Origin of the sequence: Kitasatospora sp. NPDC088391, from assembly GCF_044753345.1 — a bacterium.
Classification (GTDB): domain Bacteria; phylum Actinomycetota; class Actinomycetes; order Streptomycetales; family Streptomycetaceae; genus Kitasatospora.
In genome coordinates, this window is record NZ_JBIVNB010000001.1 from 384,731 (window position 1) to 402,516 (window position 17,786).

Below are 17,786 nucleotides of genomic sequence, written 5' to 3' on the forward strand. Positions count from 1 at the left end.
GCGCCCCGGTCCGTCCGCACAGGGGACCGGAGTGACCGGTCGGACGATCCGACGCGCTGGGAGCACACCATGGGCCTGATCCACATCGAGCTGTTCACCACCCTGGACCTGGTCGGCCAGGCGCCGGGCGGGCCGGACGAGGACCCGGAGGGCTTCGCGTTCGGCGGCTGGCAGGTCCCGCTGATGGACGAGGTCGCCGGGGCGCAGATCGACGAGTCGTACGTGGGGACGGACGCCCTGCTGCTGGGGCGGCGGACGTACGACATCTTCGCCGCCTACTGGCCGCAGGCCGGGGACAACCCGTTCGCGGAGCTGTTCAACCGGGTGCCGAAGTACGTGGCGTCGCGCAGCCGGATCGAGCTGCCCTGGGCCGGCTCGGTGCAGCTGGGGCCGGACCTGCCCGCGGCGGTGCGGGAGATCCGGGAGAAGCACGAGCACGTGAAGGTGGTCGGCAGCCTGGACCTGGTGCAGACCCTGCTGCGCGAGAAGCTGTTCGACCGGCTGGACCTGCTGGTGCACCCGATCGTGCTCGGCACCGGCAAGAAGGTGTTCGCGGAGGGGGCCGTCCCCACCAACCTCCGGCTGCTGGAGCCGCCCGCCGCCGGCCCGCGCGGGGCGGTCTTCCTGCGCTACGCGATCGCCGACGGCGTCCCGGCGACCGGCGACATGGCCGACTACCGCCCGGAGGACTGACCACCGCCCGACGGCCCTTCGGGGGCAGCGAGCGGCAGCACCAGCCGGAAGGTCGCGCCGCCCGGCCCGCCGGGGACGTCCTCGACGGTGAGGGTGCCGCCGTGCAGGGCGGCGATGTCGCGGGCGATCGGGAGGCCGAGCCCGGTGCCGCCGTCGTCGCGGCTGCGGGCGTCGTCGAGCCGGGTGAACCGTTCGAAGATCCGCTCGCGGTCGGCGGGGGCGATGCCGGGGCCGTCGTCGGCGACCTCCAGGACGGCCCGGCCGTCCTCGGCGGCGAACCGGACCTCGATCCGGGAGCGGGCGTGCCGGCGGGCGTTGTCGAGCAGGTTGGTGAGCAGCCGGCCCAGCCGGAGCGGGTTGCCGGTGACGGTGAGCGCGGCCGGACCGGTCACGGCCACCGGCAGCGGGCCGCGGGCCCCGGCGGCGGTGCGGGCCAGTTCGGCCAGGTCGACGGCGGTGCGCGGCCCGTCGTCGCCGGTGACGTCGAGCCGGACCAGCAGGAGCAGGTCGGCGGCCAGCGACTGGAGGCGCTCGGTGTCCTGCCGGGCGCCCTCGACCATGGCGGCGCGGACCTCCGGGTCGGGGTGGGTGTGGGCGACGTCGAGCTGGGTGCGCAGCACGGCGAGCGGGCTGCGCAGTTCGTGCGAGGCGTCGGCGATGAAGCGGCGCTGGCGGACCCCGGCGGCCTCCAGCCGGTCCAGCATCGCGTTCATGGTGCGGGCGAGGCGGGCGATCTCGTCGTCGCCGGCGGGTTCGGGGACGCGGCGGTCGAGTTCGCGGTCGCCGATGGCCGCCACCCGGGAGCGGATCGCCTCGACCGGGCGCAGCGCCCGACCGGTGGTGCGCCAGGTGAGGACGCCGACGGTGGCGACCAGCAGGGCGCTGAGTGCGGCGAGCGCGGCGGTGGTGAGGTCCTCGGCGGTGTCGGCGGTGTGCAGGGAGGCGCCGACCCGGACGGTGACGGGCCCGGCGGGGGTGTCGGCGGTGAGGGTGCTGACGCGCTGGTGGTGCTGGTCGCCGAGGACGCCCAGGTCGAAGGTGTCGTGGCCGTCGTCGGTGCCGGCGGGGGTCAGCGCGGGGCGGCCGGCCAGGTTCTGGCTGGCGGCGAGGACCGCCCCGTTCCGGTCGGTGACCTGGACGAAGTCGGTGCCGTGGTCGAGCGGGATCGGGTCGGGCAGCCGGTCGTCGGCGGCGAGCCGGGCCACCACCCGGGCCTGCTCGCGGGCCCCGTCCTCGACGGTGCGCTGCAGGTTGACCCGGAGCAGCAGCAGGACGGCGGCGGAGGCGGCCAGCAGCACGACGGCGACGCTGGCGCAGGCGGCGAGCGTGGTACGGGTGCGGACCGAGCGCGGCGCGAGCCGGTCGACGGCGGCGGCGACCCGGGGCCGGGCCAGGAACCCCCGCAACGCCGCCCGGGCCCGCGCCGCCCGCCCGGCCGCCGCAGGCTCGCGCTCAGCCACCGTCGGCCGCCAGCCGGTACCCGGCGCCGCGCACGGTCTGCACGGCGGCCCGCCCGAACGGGGTGTCGATCTTGCGGCGGAGCGCGCTGATGTGGACCTCGACGGTGTTGGGGTCGCTGTCGGGCCCGCTGTCCCAGACCTCCTCCAGGATCTCCCGCTTGGAGACGGCCTCCCCGGCCCGCCGGGCCAGGTGGTCGAGGACGGCGAACTCGCGGGGCGTCAGGGCGACGGGCTCCCCGGCCCGGGTGCAGGTGCGGGCGGCGGAGTCGACCACCAGGTCGCCCAGCACGGTGCGGCGGGGCGCGCGGGAGCCGATCCGCCGGGCCAGCGCCCTGAGCCGGGCCACCAGCACCACGAACGAGAACGGCTTGGACAGGTAGTCGTCGGCGCCGGTGTCCAGCGCCTCGGCCTCGTCCCACTCGCCGTCCTTGGCGGTCAGCATCAGGATGCCGGCGTCGCTCCCGGCGGCCCGCAGCCGGGAGCAGACCCGGTAGCCGTTCAGCCCGGGCAGCATGATGTCGAGGACGACCACGTCGTAGGCGTGGTCGGTGGCCCGGGCCAGGCCGGACAGGCCGTCGTGGACGATGTCGACGACGAACCCCTCGGCCTCCAGCCCGTGCTTGATGGCCAGGGCCAGCCGCCGTTCGTCCTCCACCACCAGTACGCGCATGCCCCCAGGGTCGCAGGCCGCCGGGCCGGAATCCTGAAGAAGCCTTCAGGTCTTCAGCAACTCTTCAGCGCGCCCCGGCCATGCTGGGCCGGTCGTCCGCGCGGTGCGGACCGGGAGAGGAGCCGCTGCGCCGTGAGCGCCACCACAACGACCGTCACCGAACGGCGTCCTGACGGGGCGCCGGTCCGGCCGTGGAGCAAGGTGCCGGAGGTGACCGCCGGGTTCTGGACGGTCAAGGTCCTCACCACCGGTCTGGGCGAGACCGCCTCGGACTGGCTGGCCCGCACGCTCGGGCCGGTCCCGGCGGTGGCGGGCGCGGCCGTGCTGCTGGCGGCGGCGCTGCTGGCGCAGGCCCGGGCCGACCGCTACCGGCCGGCCGTGTACTGGACGGCGGTGGTGCTGGTCAGCGTGTTCGGCACGATGGCCGCCGATGTCGCGCACGTCGCGCTGGGCGTGCCGTACGCCGTCTCGGCCGCCGTGTTCGCGCTGGTCCTGGCCGCCGTGTTCGCGCTCTGGCGGCGCACCGGGGGGACGCTCGCCGTCGCGGAGGTGCGCGGCGGGCGCCGGGAGGTCTGGTACTGGGCGGCGGTGCTGACGACCTTCGCGCTCGGCACGGCGGTGGGCGACCTGACGGCGGCCACCCTGGGCTGGGGCTACCTGGCCTCGGGCGGGCTGTTCGCGGCGCTGATCGCGGTGCCCGCGCTGGGCCACCGGGCCTTCGGGCTGCCGCCGGTGCCCGCCTTCTGGTGGGCGTACGTGCTGACCCGCCCGCTGGGCGCCTCGTTCGCGGACTGGGCCGGGGTCGGTCCGGCCCGCGGCGGCCTCGGGCTGGGGACCGGCCCGGTGAGCCTGGTGCTGGGTGCGGTGGTGGCCGGCGCCGTGCTGCGGGCGGTGCTCGTGGAGCGGCGGGCCCGGTCGGGCCGCGCTTCCTGAGGACGCCTTCAGGTCTTCAGCAACCCTTCAGTCCCGATCGGCGATGCTGATCACAGGGCGGCGGACGGCTCCGGCCGCTGCCGCCCACGGAACCCGGAACCCGGAAACCTGAAAACCGGAAGCCGGAAATCGGAAAGGCGCCCCCGCGATGTCCGCTCTGCACGCCCTCTCGGCCCAGCTGGCCGTCAACCCGCTGGACGCGGGCTCGCTGCTCGGCGCGTTCGGCGCGCTGGGCATCGCCGCGGTCCTGTTCGCCGAGACCGGCCTGCTGGTCGGGTTCTTCCTGCCGGGCGACTCGCTGCTGTTCACGGCGGGACTGCTGTGCACCACCGGTGCGCACGGCGGGCCGCACCTGGTGCTGTGGCAGGTGCTGGCGGCGGCCGTGGCGGGCGCGCTGGCGGGCGCGCAGGTCGGTTTCCTGCTGGGGCGGCGCGGCGGCCGGGCGCTGCTGGCGAAGTCCCGGAACAGGCGGCTGCACGAGGGCGCGCTGCGGGCCGAGGAGTTCCTGTCCCGGTACGGGCACGGCCGTGCGGTGGTGCTGGCGCGCTTCGTCCCGATCGTCCGGACGGTGCTGAACCCGCTGGCGGGGGCGCTGGGCGTGGGCGCCCGCACCTTCACGCTCTGGCAGGTGGCGGGCGGCCTGGTGTGGACGGTGGGGCTGGTGCTGGCCGGGTACGGGCTGGGGTCGTCGGTGCCGAACGTGGACCGCTACCTGCTGCCGATCGTCGCCCTGGTGGTGGCGCTGTCGCTGCTGCCGATCGGGCTGGAGCTGCTGCGCTCGCGCCGGGCCGGGGCTCGGTGAGCGCCGCGCCGGGCGGTGCGCCGCTCGCCCTGGACGGCCGGCCGATCGACGGCGGCCTGTACCTGCGGGTGGACCACTGGGCCCAGCAGCTGCCGGGGCCGGTGCAGCACCTGGTCGCCTGGTTCTCCGCGTACGGCCTGGGGCTGCTCGCGGTGCTGATGCTGGTGGCCTGGTGGCGGGCCCGCCGGACGGACGGGGTGGTGATGGCGCGGGTGCTGGCCGCCCCGTTCGCGGTGGTGCTGGCGTTCGCGGCGGACACCGCGCTGAAGTCGGTGCTGCGCGAGCCGCGGCCCTGCCGGGTGCTGGACGCGGGGCGGACCCTGGAGACCTGCCCGGGCGTCGGGGACTGGTCGCTGCCGAGCAACCACACGGTGATCGTGTTCGCGGGCGCGGCGGTGCTGTGGCACGCGGACCGGCGGCTGGGCGCGCTGGCCGGGCTGCTGGCCGTGGCGATGGGGCTGTCCCGGGTGCTGGTCGGGGTGCACTACCCGCACGACGTGCTGCTGGGCGCGCTGGTCGGCACGGCGGCCGGGTACCTGCTGGGCCTGCTCGCCCGGTCCGGGGCGCCGCTGGTGGAGCGGGCCCGGGCGGGCCGGCTGCGGCCCTGGCTGGCGGCGGCGTGAGCGCGCCCCGGCCGCGCACCGTCCTGGCGGTGTGCTGGGCGCTGTTCGCGGTGCTGGCGGTGGTGCTGGCCGGGCACGGGTGGCGGCCGTTCGGCTTCGAACGGGCGGCGGTGGACTGGTCGGTGACGCACCGTCCGGCCGGGGCGGAGACGGCCGCCGAGTGGCTGACCTCGCTGGGCACGGACGTGTTCCCGTACCTGCTGGCGCTGGCCGCCGGGGCGTGCGCGGCCCGCCCGTACGGGTACCGGACGGCCGCCGGGGTGCGGTGGCTGCTGCTCCCGGTGGGGTGGCTGATCGCGGGTCAGCTGCTGCGGCAGGCGCTGATGCACGGCTTCGGGCGGCCCCGTCCCCCGGCCTCGGGGTGGGCGTTCGACGCGTCCGGGTTCTCGTTCCCGTCCGGGCACTCCTTCACCTCGGCGGTGTCGGCGGGGCTGGTCGCGCTGGCCCTGGCGGGGGCGGGGCGGCGGGCGGTCCGGGTCGGCGCGCGGGTCGGGGCGGTGCTGTTCGCGGGGGCGATCGGGCTGAGCCGGATCTACCTGGGCGTGCACTGGCCGCTGGATGTGCTGGGCGGGTGGCTGCTGGCCGCGGGCTGGCTGGCGCTGGGAGCACTGCTGGTGGGGGCGCCCCGGCCGGGGGTGCCGCGGCCGGGGCCGGGACTACAAGGCAAGTAGACAGGTTAGGCAAACCTTAATAAGGTATGCCTCGCCTTGGCGCGCGACCGGACCGTCCGACCGCTCGACCGCGCGTCACTTCCCCTCTGCACCCCCGGAGTTCCCATGTCTGCCCGTCGTCGTTCTGTCGCTGCCGCGTTCCTGGTCCTCGCCGTGGCGGGGGCGGGGCTGGTGGGCTGTTCGAAGAAGGACGACGGCAAGGGCTCGGCGGACGCGGCGTCCGGGCCGGTGCAGGTCACCGCGACCGACGACAAGTGCGAGCTGTCGCGGACCTCGTTCCCCGCCGGGCACGTCGAGTTCGCGGTCGCCAACAAGGGCGGCAAGACCACCGAGGTCTACGTCTACGGCGAGGGCGACAGGATCGTCACCGAGCGGGAGAACATCGGCCCCGGCACCAAGGTCACCGTCAACGCCGAGATCAAGGCCGGCAGCTACGAGGTCGCCTGCAAGCCCGGCATGACCGGCGACGGCATCCGCCGGAAGATCACCGTCACCGCCGCCGGCGCCACCGCCCCCGCGGCCGACGAGCGCCTGACCCGCGCCGTGGCCGACTACCGCGCCTACGCCCAGGAACAGGCCGACGCCACGATCCCCGTCGCCGAGCAGTTCGCCGCCGCCGTCGGTGCCGGCGACCTCGAGAAGGCCAAGGCCCTGTTCGCCCCCTCCCGCACCGGCTGGGAGCGCACCGAGCCCGTCGCGGAGAGCTTCGGCGACATCGACCCCAAGACCGACACCCGCGAGGACGCCCTCGAGGACGGCCAGCAGTGGACCGGCTGGCACCGCATCGAGAAGTCCCTCTGGGCCGACGGGAGGATCACCGACGAGGACAAGGCCCTCGCCGCCCAGCTCGTCACCGACCTCAAGGACTGGCAGAAGCGCATCCCGAGCGCCGAGATCACCCCCACCGGCATGGCCAACGGCGCCAAGGAACTCCTCGACGAGGTCGCCAAGAACAAGATCACCGGCGAGGAGGACCGCTACAGCCACACCGACCTGTCCGACTTCGCCGCCAACGTCGAGGGCGCCCGCCAGGCCTACGAACTCCTCAAGCCCGTCGCCGCCGACAACGACCCCGCCCTGTCCAAGACCCTCGACACCGAGTTCGAGAAGATCACCGCCCTCCTCGCCAAGTACCGCACCGCCGACGGCACCTTCACCCCCTACGACAAGATCACCGAGGACCAGCGCAAGACCTTCTCCGACGCCGTCAACTCCCTCGGCGAACCCCTCTCCAAGCTCGCCGCCGCCGTCGTCACCAAGTAGACCCGACGGAACGGGGCCGGGCCGCGGCCGCTCAGGGAGCGGGGCGCAGCTCGGCCATCGCGGACCAGCCGGTGCCGGGGGCCTCGACGTTGACGATCTCCGGGACGGTGGCGATCGCGCCCGCCATGGCCTCCATCGCCGCGCCGAAGTGCGCCGACTCCACGTGCCGGGCGCCCGCCGCGCCGTCGGCGAAGGCCTCCAGCAGCACGAAGCAGTGCGGGTCGTCGACGCTGCGCGACCACTCGAAGAACAGGTTGCCCGGCTCGGCCCTGGTCGCCGCCGTGAAGTCCGCGACCAGGTCGAGCCAGGTGTCGCTGCGCTCGGGCCGGACGGTGAACTTGACCGCGATGAAGATCATGACTGCTTCCTGCTTCCCGGGACGACGGACTGTCGGCCCCACCGTGCCACGCCGCCGGGCGCCCGGGAACGCGGCGCGCCCGGCCCGCCCGGTCCGGCTCACGGCGGGTCCGCCCCGCGCCCGGCGTCGAGCGCCAGCACCTCCGCCAGGTCGCCCAGCCGTCCGAGGCCGGCCGCGGCCCGCGCCGTCCGGTGGTTGGCCGCGAGCAGGTCGCGGTGGCGGTGCACGAACGCCCAGTAGCCGGTGGTGAAGGGGCAGGCGTCCTCCCCCGTCCGGGCGGTCGGGCGGTAGCGGCAGAGCCCGCAGAAGTCGCCCATCCGGTGCAGGTAGGCCCCGCCGGCCGCGTAGGGCTTGGTGGTGACGGTGCCGCCGTCGGCGTACTGCGACATGCCGACCACGTTGGGCACCATCACCCAGTCGTAGCCGTCCACGAAGGCCCGGTGGAACCAGTCGGTGACGGCGGCCGGGTGGTAGCCGCGCTGCAGGGCCCAGTTGCCTAGCACCATCAGGCGCGGGATGTGGTGGACCCATCCGGTGTCCCGCACCTGGGCGAGCGTCCGGGACAGGCAGCGGGCCTCCACCGCGTCGGCGTCCAGTTCGGCGAACCAGTCCGGCAGCGGCGCGTGGTGGCGCAGCGCGTTGCGGTGCCGGTGGGGCTCGCCGAGGTGCCAGTAGAGCTGCCACACGTACTCGCGCCAGCCGGCGACCTGCCGGACGAAGCCCTCGACGGCGTTGAGCGGGGCCGCGCCCTCGCGGTGGGCGCGCTCGGCGCGGCGGACGCACTCGCCGGGGTCGAGCAGCCCGAGGTTGAGCGGGACGGAGAGCAGGCTGTGCGCCATCCACGGGTCGTCGTGCAGCATGGCGTCCTCCCAGCGGCCGAAGTGCGGCAGCCGGGCGGTGACGAAGTGCTCCAGGGCGGCGAGCGCCTCGGTGCGGGTGGCGGCGAAGCGGCGCGGGCCGTCCCGGCCGAGGAAGCGCACCTCGCCCGTACGCTCCCAGCGGTCCAGGTCCGCGCGGACCTGCTGGTCGATCTCGTCCTCCTCGGGCCACCACGGCTCGGGCACCGGGAGCTTCCGGGCGCCGCGCGGCGGGGGTTCGCGGTTGTCGTGGTCGAGGTTCCAGCGGCCGCCGACGGGTTCGCCGTCGGGTTCCAGCAGCAGGTGCTCGGCGCGCCGGACCCGGTGGTAGAAGTCCTCCAGCAGCAGACGGCGGCCGCCGCGGCCGCCGGCCCAGCGGCGGAAGTCCGCGAACGGGACCAGGAACCCGCGCGGCTCGCGCACCTCCACCTGCGGCAGGCTCCGGACCAGGGCGAGCGCGGCCCGGGATGTGGGATGGCGGACCGCGACGGGGGCGGAGCCGACGGCCCGCCGCAGCCCCTCCCGGTAGGTGTCGGCCCGCACGTACCGGACCCGGTCGCCGAGCTCGGCGGCCCGGTGCCGCATCGCGGAGAGCACCAGGTGCGCCTTGGCCCGGTGGAAGCGCCGCCGCCGGAGCACCGAAGCGGCCTCGACCATCACCACGGGCCCGTCCGCCCCGACGAAGTGCGGTCCGAGCTGGTCCCCGAACACCCATTCCGCCACCGTTTCCCGACGGTCCGTCACCGTGCCGCACCTCCCGACCCACCCGGCCCACTACTGTCGGCGCTCCCCCGCCGGGGGCACCACCCGCAGCGTTCGTGCAGCGCTCGGCGTTCCGCCGACCCGTACCGATGCTCCGGCCGCCCCGTGTCGCCGCCCTCTCCCTCTTCTCCCCTGCCCGCCCGCCGGCGCGCAGCGCTCGGCGTTCCGCGGGCCCGTACCGGTGTTCCGGCCGCCCCGTACTGCCGTCCTCCCCCTCCCCTTTTCCCTCTGCTCGCCCGCGCAGCGCTCAGCGCTCGGCGGGCCCGTACCGGTGTTCCGGCCGTCCTGTGTCCCCGTAGCGGAGCGTCAGGCGCAGGCGGTGGTCCTGGGCGAGTTGGCGCAGGTAGCGCTGGGCGGTGGAGCGGGAGAGGCCGGTGGCGTCGGCGACCTCCTGGGCGGAGAGGGCGTGGCCGGCCCGGCGCAGGGCGGCGAGGACGAGGTCGGTGGTGGGGGCGCTGTGGCCCTTGGGGAGGGTCGCGGTGGGGGCGCTCGCGGTGCGCAGCGCGGCGAACATCCGGTCGACCTCGTCCTGGGAGGTCTCGCGGGCGGCCGGTCCGGCGAGGGCGTGCCGGAGGTCGGCGTAGGCGGTGAGCTTGTCGCGCAGCCCGGCGTAGCTGAACGGTTTGACCAGGTACTGCAGGGCGCCGTGCTGCATGGCCTCGTGGACGGTGGAGACGTCGCGGGCGGCGGTGACCATCATGACGTCGGTGCGGATGCCGGCCTCGCGCAGCCGCCGGACCAGGACGAGTCCGGTCTCGTCGGGCAGGTGGTGGTCGAGCAGGACGAGGTGGACGGGGGCGCGTTCGAGGGCGGCGTACGCCTGGGCGGCGCTGTGCGCGGTGCCGGTGACCCGGAAGCCGGGGACCTTGGCGACGTACGCGGCGTGCACGTCGGCGACCCGGAAGTCGTCGTCGACCACGAGGACGTCGATCATGCGTGCTCCAGGAGGGGGTCGGTGGCGCGCAGGGCCTCGGGGAGTTCGACGGTGAAGCGGGCGCCGCCGAGCGGGCCGGTGCCGACGGCGAGCCGGCCGCCGCCGCGTTCGACCAGGCGGCGGACCAGGGCGAGGCCGAGGCCGCGCGGGCGGTGGGCGGGGGCGGTCTTGCTGCTCCAGCCCTCCTCGAAGACGCGTTCGCGCAGGTCGGCGGGGATGCCGGGGCCGCTGTCGGCGACCTCGACCAGCAGGGTGGTGCCGGCGGTGCGGAACCTGACCTCGACGGTGCCGGCCGCGGGTGCGGAGGCGGCGTCCATCGCGTTGTCGACCAGGTTGCCGACCACGGTGAGCAGGGCGCGGGGGTCGTGCAGGGCGTCGGGCAGGTGGCTGTCGGGGGTGACGGTGAGGCGGATGCCGCGTTCCTCGGCGACGGCGGCCTTGCCGGTGAGCAGGGCGGCGGTGTGCGGGTCCTGGACGTGGTGGCCGATCCGGGCGGCGCGGGCGGCCTGGGTGCCGGACTGTTCGGCGAGGAAGTCGGCGGCCTGGTCGTGGCGGCCGAGTTCGAGCAGGCCGAGCAGGGTGTGCATCCGGTTGGCGTGCTCGTGGTCCTGGGCCCGGAGTGCCTCGGTGAGGCCCCGGGTGTGGTCCAACTCCCTTACCAGGGACTCCAGTTCGGTGCGATCGCGGAGGGTGGTGACGGCGCCGCCGTCGGCGGTGGCCATCCGGTTGACGACCAGGACCCGGTCGTCCCGGACGGCGGGCAGGTCGGCGCCCTCGACCCGGCCGGTGAGGACGTCGGCGAGCCGGCCGGGCGGCAGCAGCTGGTCGACGGTGCGGCCGGCGCAGTCGTCGGGGAGGGCGAGCAGGCGCAGCGCCTCGTCGTTGGCGAGCCTGATCCGTCCGGCCGGGTCGAGGGCGACCATGCCTTCGCGGATGCCGTGCAGCATGGCCTCGCGCTCGATCAGCAGGGCGGCGATGTCGGCGACGGCGATGTTGTGGGTGCGGCGCTTGAGGCGGCGGGCGAGCAGCAGGGTGGCGGCGGTCCCGGCGGCGAGGCCCGCGCCGGCGCAGAGCAGGATGCCGCCGGCCATCGAGACCAGTCGGCGGCGGATCGAGTCGTCGCTGAGGCCGACCGAGACCTCGCCGACGATCCGGCCGTCGGCGGTGCGGAGCGGGACCTTGCCGCGGGCGGTGCGGCCGAGGGTGCCGTCCTGGATGGCGGTGACGCTCTCGCCGCGCAGCGCGGGTTCGGGGTCGGTGGAGACCCGCAGGCCGATCCGGGCGGGGTCGGTGTGCGAGAGCCGGATGCCGGTGTCGTCGGTGATGACGACGAATTCGGCGCGGCTGGCGAGCCGGACGCGTTCGGCGATGGTCTGCGCGGCGTCGGGGTCGCGGTCGGCGGCGGCCCGGGCGACGTCCGGGTCGGTGGCGGTGACCTGGGCGATGGCGAGGGCGCGCTGCATGGCGTCGCGGTCGAGTTCGCGGCTGACGGGGGCGAGGAACAGTCCGGCGGTGACGGCGGTGACGCCGACGGTCACCACGGTCTGGCCGAGCAGCAGTTGGGCGAAGACCCGGCGGGGCCAGTGCAGCCGTCCCATCGGTGTCTCCTTCCAGCTCAGCGGGGGTCCGGGCGGGGGCCACCCTATGTTTCCGCGGTGTTTCTGTCAGCCCCCGTCCGGTTTGTTGTAGCGGAAGCAAAACGAGCAGAACAGCCCTCTGTGCCGCAAACCCGCGTTACGCCCGGAAGGCTCCCGCGGCGGCCGGTCGGCCTCGTAGCGTCCCGGTCCACAGCAGCGGGCCGGCGAGGGAGCCGGCCGAGGAGGTAGGTGGTTCACGTGGACCCGCACAAGGCCGGGGCCGTCCCGGCGATCGAGTTGACCGGGGCGACCAAACGCTTCCGGACCCCGTCGGGGGCCCTGCACACCGCCGTCCGGGAGCTGGACCTGACGGTCGCGCCGGGCGAGTTCGTCGCCGTGGTCGGCCCGACGGGCTGCGGCAAGTCCACCACGCTGACGCTGGTCAGCGGGCTGGAGGAGCCGACCGAGGGCGAGGTGCGGGTGTACGGGGAGCCGGTGTCCGGCATCAACCGGCACGTCGGCTTCGTCTTCCAGCAGGACGCGGTGTTCCCGTGGCGCACCGTGCTGTCGAACGTGATGGCGGGGCCGCGGTTCCGGGGCGTCCCGGCGGACGAGGCCCGGGCGAAGGCCCGCGACTGGCTGGCCCGGGTCGGCCTGTCGGCGTTCGAGGACCGCTACCCGCACCAGCTGTCCGGCGGCATGCGCAAGCGGGTCGCGCTGGCGCAGACCTTCGTCAACGACCCGCGCATCCTGCTGATGGACGAGCCGTTCTCGGCGCTGGACGTGCAGACCCGGGCGCTGATGTCGGACCAGCTGCTCGACCTGTGGGCCGACACCGGCTCCTCGGTCGTCTTCGTGACGCACGACCTGGACGAGGCGATCGCGCTGGCCGACCGGGTGGTGGTGATGACGGCCGGCCCGGCCACCGTGAAGGAGGTCTTCCCGGTCGACCTGCCGCGCCCGCGCACCGTCGAGGCGGTGCGCCTGCAGCCGCGCTTCGTGGAGCTGTACCGAGAGATCTGGGCCTCGCTCGGCGAAGAGGTCCGCATCACCCGTGAGAGAGGAGCGGACCGTGCCGCTTGAGACCGCCGCCCCTGCCCCTGCCGCCCCCGCCGCCTCCCGCACCGAGGTGCGCGAACGGGCGGCCCGCCAGCGGAAGTTGGGCGTGTACACGGCCCGGGCCGCGGTGCTGACCGGGGTGCTCGGCCTGTGGGAGGCCGCTGCCGCGACCGGGGTGATCGACCCGTTCAACTTCTCCCGGCCCTCGAAGATCTGGGCGCAGATCTGGCAGTGGGTCACCCACGGCACCGCGCAGGGCTCGCTCGGCGAGCAGATCGGCTACACCCTGTACGAGGCGCTGACCGGCTGGGTGATCGGCGTGGTCGGCGGCGTGCTGCTGGGCATCGCGCTGGGCCGGGTCCGCTTCCTGGCCGACGTGTTCGGCCCGTACGTCAAGGTGCTGAACGCGATCCCGCGGATCGTGCTGGCCCCGATCTTCCTGATCTGGTTCGGCCTCGGCCCGGCGTCGAAGGTCGCCTCCGCGGTGGTGCTGGTGTTCTTCCCGGTGTTCTTCAACGCCTTCCAGGGCGCCCGCGAGGTGGACCGCAACCTGGTCGCCAACGCCCGCATCCTGGGCGCGGACGGCCGGAAGGTCACCCTGCAGGTGGTGGTGCCCGCCGCCACCACCTGGATCTTCACCAGCCTGCACGTCAGCTTCGGCTTCGCGCTGATCGGCGCGATCGTCGGCGAGTACATCGGCGCCACCAAGGGCCTGGGCCTGCTGGTCGCCGCCGCCCAGGGCACCTTCAACGCGGCGGGCGTGTACGCCGCGATGGCCATCCTGGCGGTGGTCGCGCTGCTCACCGAGGGCCTGCTGACCTTCGCCGAGAAGCGCCTGTTCCGCTGGAAGCCGGCCGACGCCGGCGACGGCCGCTGAACCCCCCTCCCCCACCCGCCCGTTGAGAGGCTCCCCCACCATGCGCAGAACCGCTGCCGCCGCCCTCGCCGCCGTCCTCCTGCTGCCGCTGGCCGCCTGTGCCAACGACGCCGCCTCCTCCGCCCGCACCGGCGCGGCCCCCGCCGGGAAGAAGGTCGACGGGCCCACCGTCAAGATCATGGTCGGCGGCCTGGACAAGGTCATCTACCTGCCCGCGATGCTGACCCAGCGGCTCGGCCACTTCGCCGACGCCGGGGTCAACGTCGAACTGCTCAGCGAACCGGCGGGCGTCAACGCCACCACCGCGCTGCTGGCGGGCGACGTGCAGGGCGCCGTCGGCTTCTACGACCACACCATCGACCTGCAGGCCAAGGGCAAGAGCGTCGAGTCGGTCGTCCAGTTCTCGCAGGCCCCCGGCGAGGTCGAGGTGGTCTCCGCCAAGCAGGCCGACGCGATCAGGTCCGGCGCGGACTTCAAGGGCCGCAAGCTGGGCGTCACCAGCATCGGCTCCTCCACCGACTTCCTCACCAAGTACCTGGCCGTCAAGAACGGCGTCGCCGTCAACGAGTTCAGCCCGGTCGCGGTCGGCGCCGGCCAGACCTTCATCGCCGCGATGCAGCAGGGCTCGATCGACGCCGGCATGACCACCGACCCCACGGTGGCGACCCTGCTCTCCAAGCAACTCGGCACCGTCCTCTACGACATGCGCACCCCCGAGGGCTCCCGGGCCGCGCTCGGCGGCCTCTACCCCTCCTCCTCGCTCTACATGAACACGGCCTGGGTGAACGGCAACAAGGACACCGTCCAGAAGCTCACCAACGCCTTCGTGAAGACCCTCAAGTGGATGAACACCCACACCCCCGAGGAGATCGCCGCCCAGATGCCCGCCGACTACTCGCAGGGCAGCGCCGCCGACTACGCCGCCGCCATCAAGGCCACCCTCCCGATGTTCACCACCGACGGCGTGATGCCCCCCGACGGCCCGAAGACCGTCCTCGCCGTCCTCGCCGCCTTCCACCCCGACGTCCAGGGCAAGGAATCCACCATCGACCTCGCCAAGACCTACACCACCGAATTCACCACCAAGGCCACCGGCTGACCTCACCCTCCCCCGCGGCCCCGCCCCCTCCCGCCCCGGAGGGCGCGGGGCCGCCGGCGTTCACTCCCGCGGGGGGTGACACGCCCGGGGCGCGGAGGGGCGTGTTCGAGGCGGGGGCCGGGCGGGGGCGGGGCGGGGCGGGGGATTCGTACGGCGGTTGACGGGAACCTTACGTGTGCGGGCGGGTACGTTCGGTGGCATGACGGCACGGTCGGAGGCGCGGCGCGGGTCCGGGCCCGGGTGGGTGCCGGCGGTGCTGCTGGCCGTGCTGGTGCACCTGTTGATGTGCGCGCACGGGCCGGTGGGCGGGGGTTCCGGGCCGTCGGTGGACGCGGTCTCCGTGGTGTCGGTGTCCTGCCCCGCCCCCGCGGACCGGCACGACGGGGCCGGGCACCGGGCCGAGTGCGCCGGGTTCGACCAGCCCGTGACGGTGTGTCAGGAGTCGGGCGGGGCCGAGGAGCCCGTGGCGGCCGGGGCGGCCGACGCCCCGGCCGCGGTGCCGTCGCCCGTCCCGCCCGCGCCGCTCGGCGGGGCCGGCGACGGCGGCCGGGCCAGAGCGGTGCTCGGGGTCTGGCGGATCTGAGGGGCCCCGCCGCGGTGCCGGAGCCGGCCCGCGGCCGCGGATCCCCGACCGTCCCTCACATCCCGGCCCGCCACCGCGCGGTGGCGCGGGCCGCAGGAGACCCATGTCCGCGTTGCTCTCCCCCACCACCGACCCCCTCCACCCGGCGGCACCGGGGACCGCCCGCGCCGCCCGGACGCCCGCCGGCCTGGTCGGCGACACCCCCGTGCTGTGGATCGACGAACCGTTCACCGCCGCCGGCCGCGGCTTCTGGGCCAAGCTGGAGGGCCGCAACCCCGGCGGCATCAAGGACCGCCCCGCCCTGCACACGGTCCGCGCCGCCCGCGAACGCGGCGAGCTCCGCCCCGGCGCCCGGATCGTGGAGTCCACCTCCGGCACCTTCGGCCTCGGCCTGGCCCTGGCCGGCGTCACGTACGGGCACCCGGTGACGGTCGTCACCGACCCCGGCATCGAGCCGCTGATGACGGGTCTGCTCACCGCGTACGGCGCCGAGGTCGTCGTGGTGGACGCCCCGCACCCGGTGGGCGGCTGGCAGCAGGCCCGCCGCGACGAGGTCGCCCGGCTGCTCGCCGCCCACCCCGGCTCCTGGTGCCCCGACCAGTACCACAACCCCGACAGCGTGGCCGCGTACCGCCCGCTCGCCCTGGAGCTGGTCGCGCAACTCGGCCGGATCGACGCCCTGGTGGTCAGCGTCGGCACCGGCGGCCACTCGGCGGGCGTCGCGGGCGTGCTGCGCGAACGCTTCCCCGCGCTGCGGGTGGTCGGCGTCGACAGCACCGGCTCCACCGTCTTCGGCCAGCCCGCGCTGCCCCGCCTGATGCGCGGCCTCGGCAGCAGCATCCACCCGCGCAACGTCGCCCACCACCTGTTCGACGAGGTGCACTGGGTGGCCGCCCCGGAGGCGGTCGGGGCGGCCCGCGCCCTGGCCGCGACCCGCTGCGCGAGCGGCGGGTGGAGCGTCGGCGCGGTCGCCCTGGTGGCCCGCTGGCTGGCCGCCACCACCCCGCCGCAGACCCGGATCGCCGCCGTCTTCCCCGACGGCCCGCAGCGCTACGTCGGCACCGTCTTCGACGACCCCTGGTGCCGCGCCCACGGCCTGCTCGGCCACCCCCTGCCCGAGCACCCCGACGAGATCGCCCACCCCGCCGAACGCACCGTCACCCGCTGGACCCGCTGCCGCACCGTCCTCGACCCGCTCGCGGCCGCCCCGGCCGCCCCGGGCACCCCGGACGCCGCGGGCACCGCGAACACCGCCGACGCCGCCGACCCCGCCGACGCCGCCCCGGGGGCGGCCCGATGAGGGCGCCGTGGCGGCGGACCAGCGGCTTCGGCCCCACCGCCCGCCTGCTGATGGCCAATCAGTTCGCCATCAACCTGGCGTTCTACATGCTGATGCCGTACCTGGCCGCGCACCTCTCCGACGACCTCGGGATGGCCGCCTGGACGGTCGGCCTGGTCCTCGGCGTGCGCAACCTCTCCCAGCAGGGCATGTTCCTGCTCGGCGGCACCCTCGCCGACCGCTGCGGCTACCGGGCCCCGATCCTCGCGGGCTGCCTGCTGCGCACCGCGGGCTTCGCCCTGCTCGGCCTCGCCGACTCGCTGCCCGCGCTGCTGGCCGCCTCCGCCGCCACCGGTCTCGCGGGCGCCCTCTTCAACCCGGCCGTGCGGGCGTACCTGGCGGCCGAGGCGGGCGAGGAGCGCCGGGTCGACGCGTTCGCCGCCTTCAACGTCCACTACCAGGCCGGCATGCTGCTCGGCCCGCTGGTCGGACTCGCCCTGCTGGCCGTCGACTTCACCGCGGTCTGCACCGTCGCGGCGGCGGTCTTCGGCGCGCTGACCCTCCTCCAGTGGCGGGCCCTGCCGGACCGCCGGGCCCGGCCCGCCGGGCAGCGCGAGAGCGTCCTCGCCCAGTGGCGGACGGTGCTGGCGAACCGGCCGTTCCTGCTCTTCTCCGCCGCGATGACCGGCTCCTACGTGCTGACCTTCCAGGTCTACCTGGCCCTCCCGCTCGCCGCCGGACATGCCCTCGGCGCGGACGGCCCGGCCGCCACCGGCGCCCTGTTCACGGTCTCGGCGGCCGTCGCCGTCCTCGGCCAACTCCGGCTGACCGCCTGGGCGAAACGGCTCCGCACCCCGTCCCGGGCCCTGGTCGCGGGCCTGGCCGCGATGGGCGCCGCCTTCCTCCCGCCCGCCCTGCTGCCCCCGTCCGACCGCGCGCCCCAACTCCTCGCCCTGGTCCTGGCGGTGGCCGTCCTGGCCGCCGCGGGCGCGGTGGTCCACCCCTTCGAGATGGACACCGTCGTCACCCTCGCCCGGAACCGCCTGGTCGCCACCCACTACGGCCTCTACAACACCGTCTCCGGCCTCGGCATCACCCTCGGCAACCTCGCCGTCGGCGCCCTCTGGGACTTCGGCACCCGCCACCACGCCCCCTACCTCCCCTGGCTCACCCTCACCACCACCGGCCTCGCCTGCGCCACCGCCGTCCACCGCCTCACCCGCACCCCCCGCCACCACCCGACGCCCCCGACCCCCGCCCCGGCACCCACCGGGTAGGCTCCCGCC

Annotated in this window: 18 protein-coding genes; 12 read left to right on the forward strand and 6 right to left on the reverse strand. The window is 75.3% G+C overall.

The window, feature by feature from the left end; genetic code table 11:
• Positions 1–69 precede the first annotated feature (69 nt).
• Positions 70–693 (forward strand): dihydrofolate reductase family protein, encoded by a 624-nt coding sequence (locus ACIQBJ_RS01630; protein WP_400701654.1) that lies wholly within the window; start codon positions 70–72, stop codon positions 691–693.
• On the opposite strand, the gene ACIQBJ_RS01635 is transcribed toward ACIQBJ_RS01630, so the two are convergent.
• Together ACIQBJ_RS01635 and ACIQBJ_RS01640 are read right to left on the reverse strand one after the other, a co-directional pair.
• Complete coding sequence (locus ACIQBJ_RS01635; protein WP_400701657.1) at positions 675–2,153, reverse strand: ATP-binding protein; 1,479 nt, start codon at positions 2,151–2,153, stop codon at positions 675–677. The genes ACIQBJ_RS01630 and ACIQBJ_RS01635 overlap by 19 nt on opposite strands.
• Positions 2,146–2,823: a response regulator transcription factor gene (locus tag ACIQBJ_RS01640; RefSeq protein ID WP_400701660.1), complete on the reverse strand. Its 678-nt coding sequence runs from the start codon at positions 2,821–2,823 to the stop codon at positions 2,146–2,148. Before ACIQBJ_RS01640 ends, ACIQBJ_RS01635 begins: the two co-directional genes overlap by 8 nt.
• 132 nt (positions 2,824–2,955) lie before the next feature.
• On the opposite strand from ACIQBJ_RS01640, the gene ACIQBJ_RS01645 reads away from it, so the two are divergent.
• From ACIQBJ_RS01645 to efeO, 5 genes are all read left to right on the forward strand, one after another.
• On the forward strand, positions 2,956–3,756 hold the full coding sequence (locus tag ACIQBJ_RS01645; protein WP_400701663.1) for a hypothetical protein: 801 nt from the start codon (positions 2,956–2,958) through the stop codon (positions 3,754–3,756).
• Positions 3,757–3,904: 148 nt separating this feature from the next.
• The gene (locus ACIQBJ_RS01650) at positions 3,905–4,558 is read left to right on the forward strand and encodes a DedA family protein (RefSeq protein WP_400701666.1); all 654 of its coding nucleotides are present in this window, start codon (positions 3,905–3,907) and stop codon (positions 4,556–4,558) included.
• Complete coding sequence (locus ACIQBJ_RS01655) at positions 4,555–5,181, forward strand: phosphatase PAP2 family protein (RefSeq protein WP_400701669.1); 627 nt, start codon at positions 4,555–4,557, stop codon at positions 5,179–5,181. The genes ACIQBJ_RS01650 and ACIQBJ_RS01655 overlap by 4 nt, the downstream gene beginning before the upstream one ends.
• Positions 5,178–5,852 carry a phosphatase PAP2 family protein gene (locus ACIQBJ_RS01660; RefSeq protein WP_400701672.1) on the forward strand — a complete coding sequence of 225 codons (675 nt, stop codon included), beginning with the start codon at positions 5,178–5,180 and terminating at the stop codon, positions 5,850–5,852. The genes ACIQBJ_RS01655 and ACIQBJ_RS01660 overlap by 4 nt, the downstream gene beginning before the upstream one ends.
• A gap of 105 nt (positions 5,853–5,957) precedes the next feature.
• Positions 5,958–7,115 (forward strand): iron uptake system protein EfeO, encoded by a 1,158-nt coding sequence (gene efeO, locus ACIQBJ_RS01665; protein ID WP_400701675.1) that lies wholly within the window; start codon positions 5,958–5,960, stop codon positions 7,113–7,115.
• A gap of 31 nt (positions 7,116–7,146) precedes the next feature.
• On the opposite strand, the gene ACIQBJ_RS01670 is transcribed toward efeO, so the two are convergent.
• The 4 genes from ACIQBJ_RS01670 to ACIQBJ_RS01685 form a co-directional block, all read right to left on the reverse strand.
• On the reverse strand, positions 7,147–7,473 hold the full coding sequence (locus tag ACIQBJ_RS01670; protein ID WP_400701678.1) for a putative quinol monooxygenase: 327 nt from the start codon (positions 7,471–7,473) through the stop codon (positions 7,147–7,149).
• 98 nt (positions 7,474–7,571) lie between these two features.
• A complete protein-coding gene (locus ACIQBJ_RS01675; protein ID WP_400701685.1) occupies positions 7,572–9,074 on the reverse strand; it encodes a cryptochrome/photolyase family protein in 1,503 nt (500 codons plus the stop codon).
• 265 nt (positions 9,075–9,339) lie between these two features.
• Positions 9,340–10,026 (reverse strand): response regulator, encoded by a 687-nt coding sequence (locus ACIQBJ_RS01680; protein WP_400701688.1) that lies wholly within the window; start codon positions 10,024–10,026, stop codon positions 9,340–9,342.
• Positions 10,023–11,624: an ATP-binding protein gene (locus ACIQBJ_RS01685; RefSeq protein WP_400701691.1), complete on the reverse strand. Its 1,602-nt coding sequence runs from the start codon at positions 11,622–11,624 to the stop codon at positions 10,023–10,025. Before ACIQBJ_RS01685 ends, ACIQBJ_RS01680 begins: the two co-directional genes overlap by 4 nt.
• A 237-nt stretch (positions 11,625–11,861) precedes the next feature.
• Between ACIQBJ_RS01685 and ACIQBJ_RS01690 the strand changes: the two genes are divergently transcribed.
• From ACIQBJ_RS01690 to ACIQBJ_RS01715, 6 genes are all read left to right on the forward strand, one after another.
• Positions 11,862–12,686, forward strand: coding sequence for an ABC transporter ATP-binding protein (locus ACIQBJ_RS01690; protein WP_400703442.1), 825 nt, complete (start codon positions 11,862–11,864; stop codon positions 12,684–12,686).
• Positions 12,676–13,539, forward strand: coding sequence for an ABC transporter permease (locus ACIQBJ_RS01695; protein WP_400701694.1), 864 nt, complete (start codon positions 12,676–12,678; stop codon positions 13,537–13,539). Before ACIQBJ_RS01690 ends, ACIQBJ_RS01695 begins: the two co-directional genes overlap by 11 nt.
• Positions 13,540–13,579: 40 nt before the next feature.
• Entirely contained in the window at positions 13,580–14,638 is a 1,059-nt protein-coding gene (locus ACIQBJ_RS01700) for an ABC transporter substrate-binding protein (protein ID WP_400701697.1), read from the forward strand.
• Between the two features lie 199 nt (positions 14,639–14,837).
• On the forward strand, positions 14,838–15,221 hold the full coding sequence (locus ACIQBJ_RS01705) for a hypothetical protein (protein WP_400701700.1): 384 nt from the start codon (positions 14,838–14,840) through the stop codon (positions 15,219–15,221).
• A 103-nt stretch (positions 15,222–15,324) separates the two neighbouring features.
• A complete protein-coding gene (locus ACIQBJ_RS01710) occupies positions 15,325–16,521 on the forward strand; it encodes a PLP-dependent cysteine synthase family protein (protein WP_400701703.1) in 1,197 nt (398 codons plus the stop codon).
• Entirely contained in the window at positions 16,518–17,777 is a 1,260-nt protein-coding gene (locus ACIQBJ_RS01715) for an MFS transporter (RefSeq protein ID WP_400701706.1), read from the forward strand. The genes ACIQBJ_RS01710 and ACIQBJ_RS01715 overlap by 4 nt, the downstream gene beginning before the upstream one ends.
• Positions 17,778–17,786 lie beyond the last annotated feature (9 nt).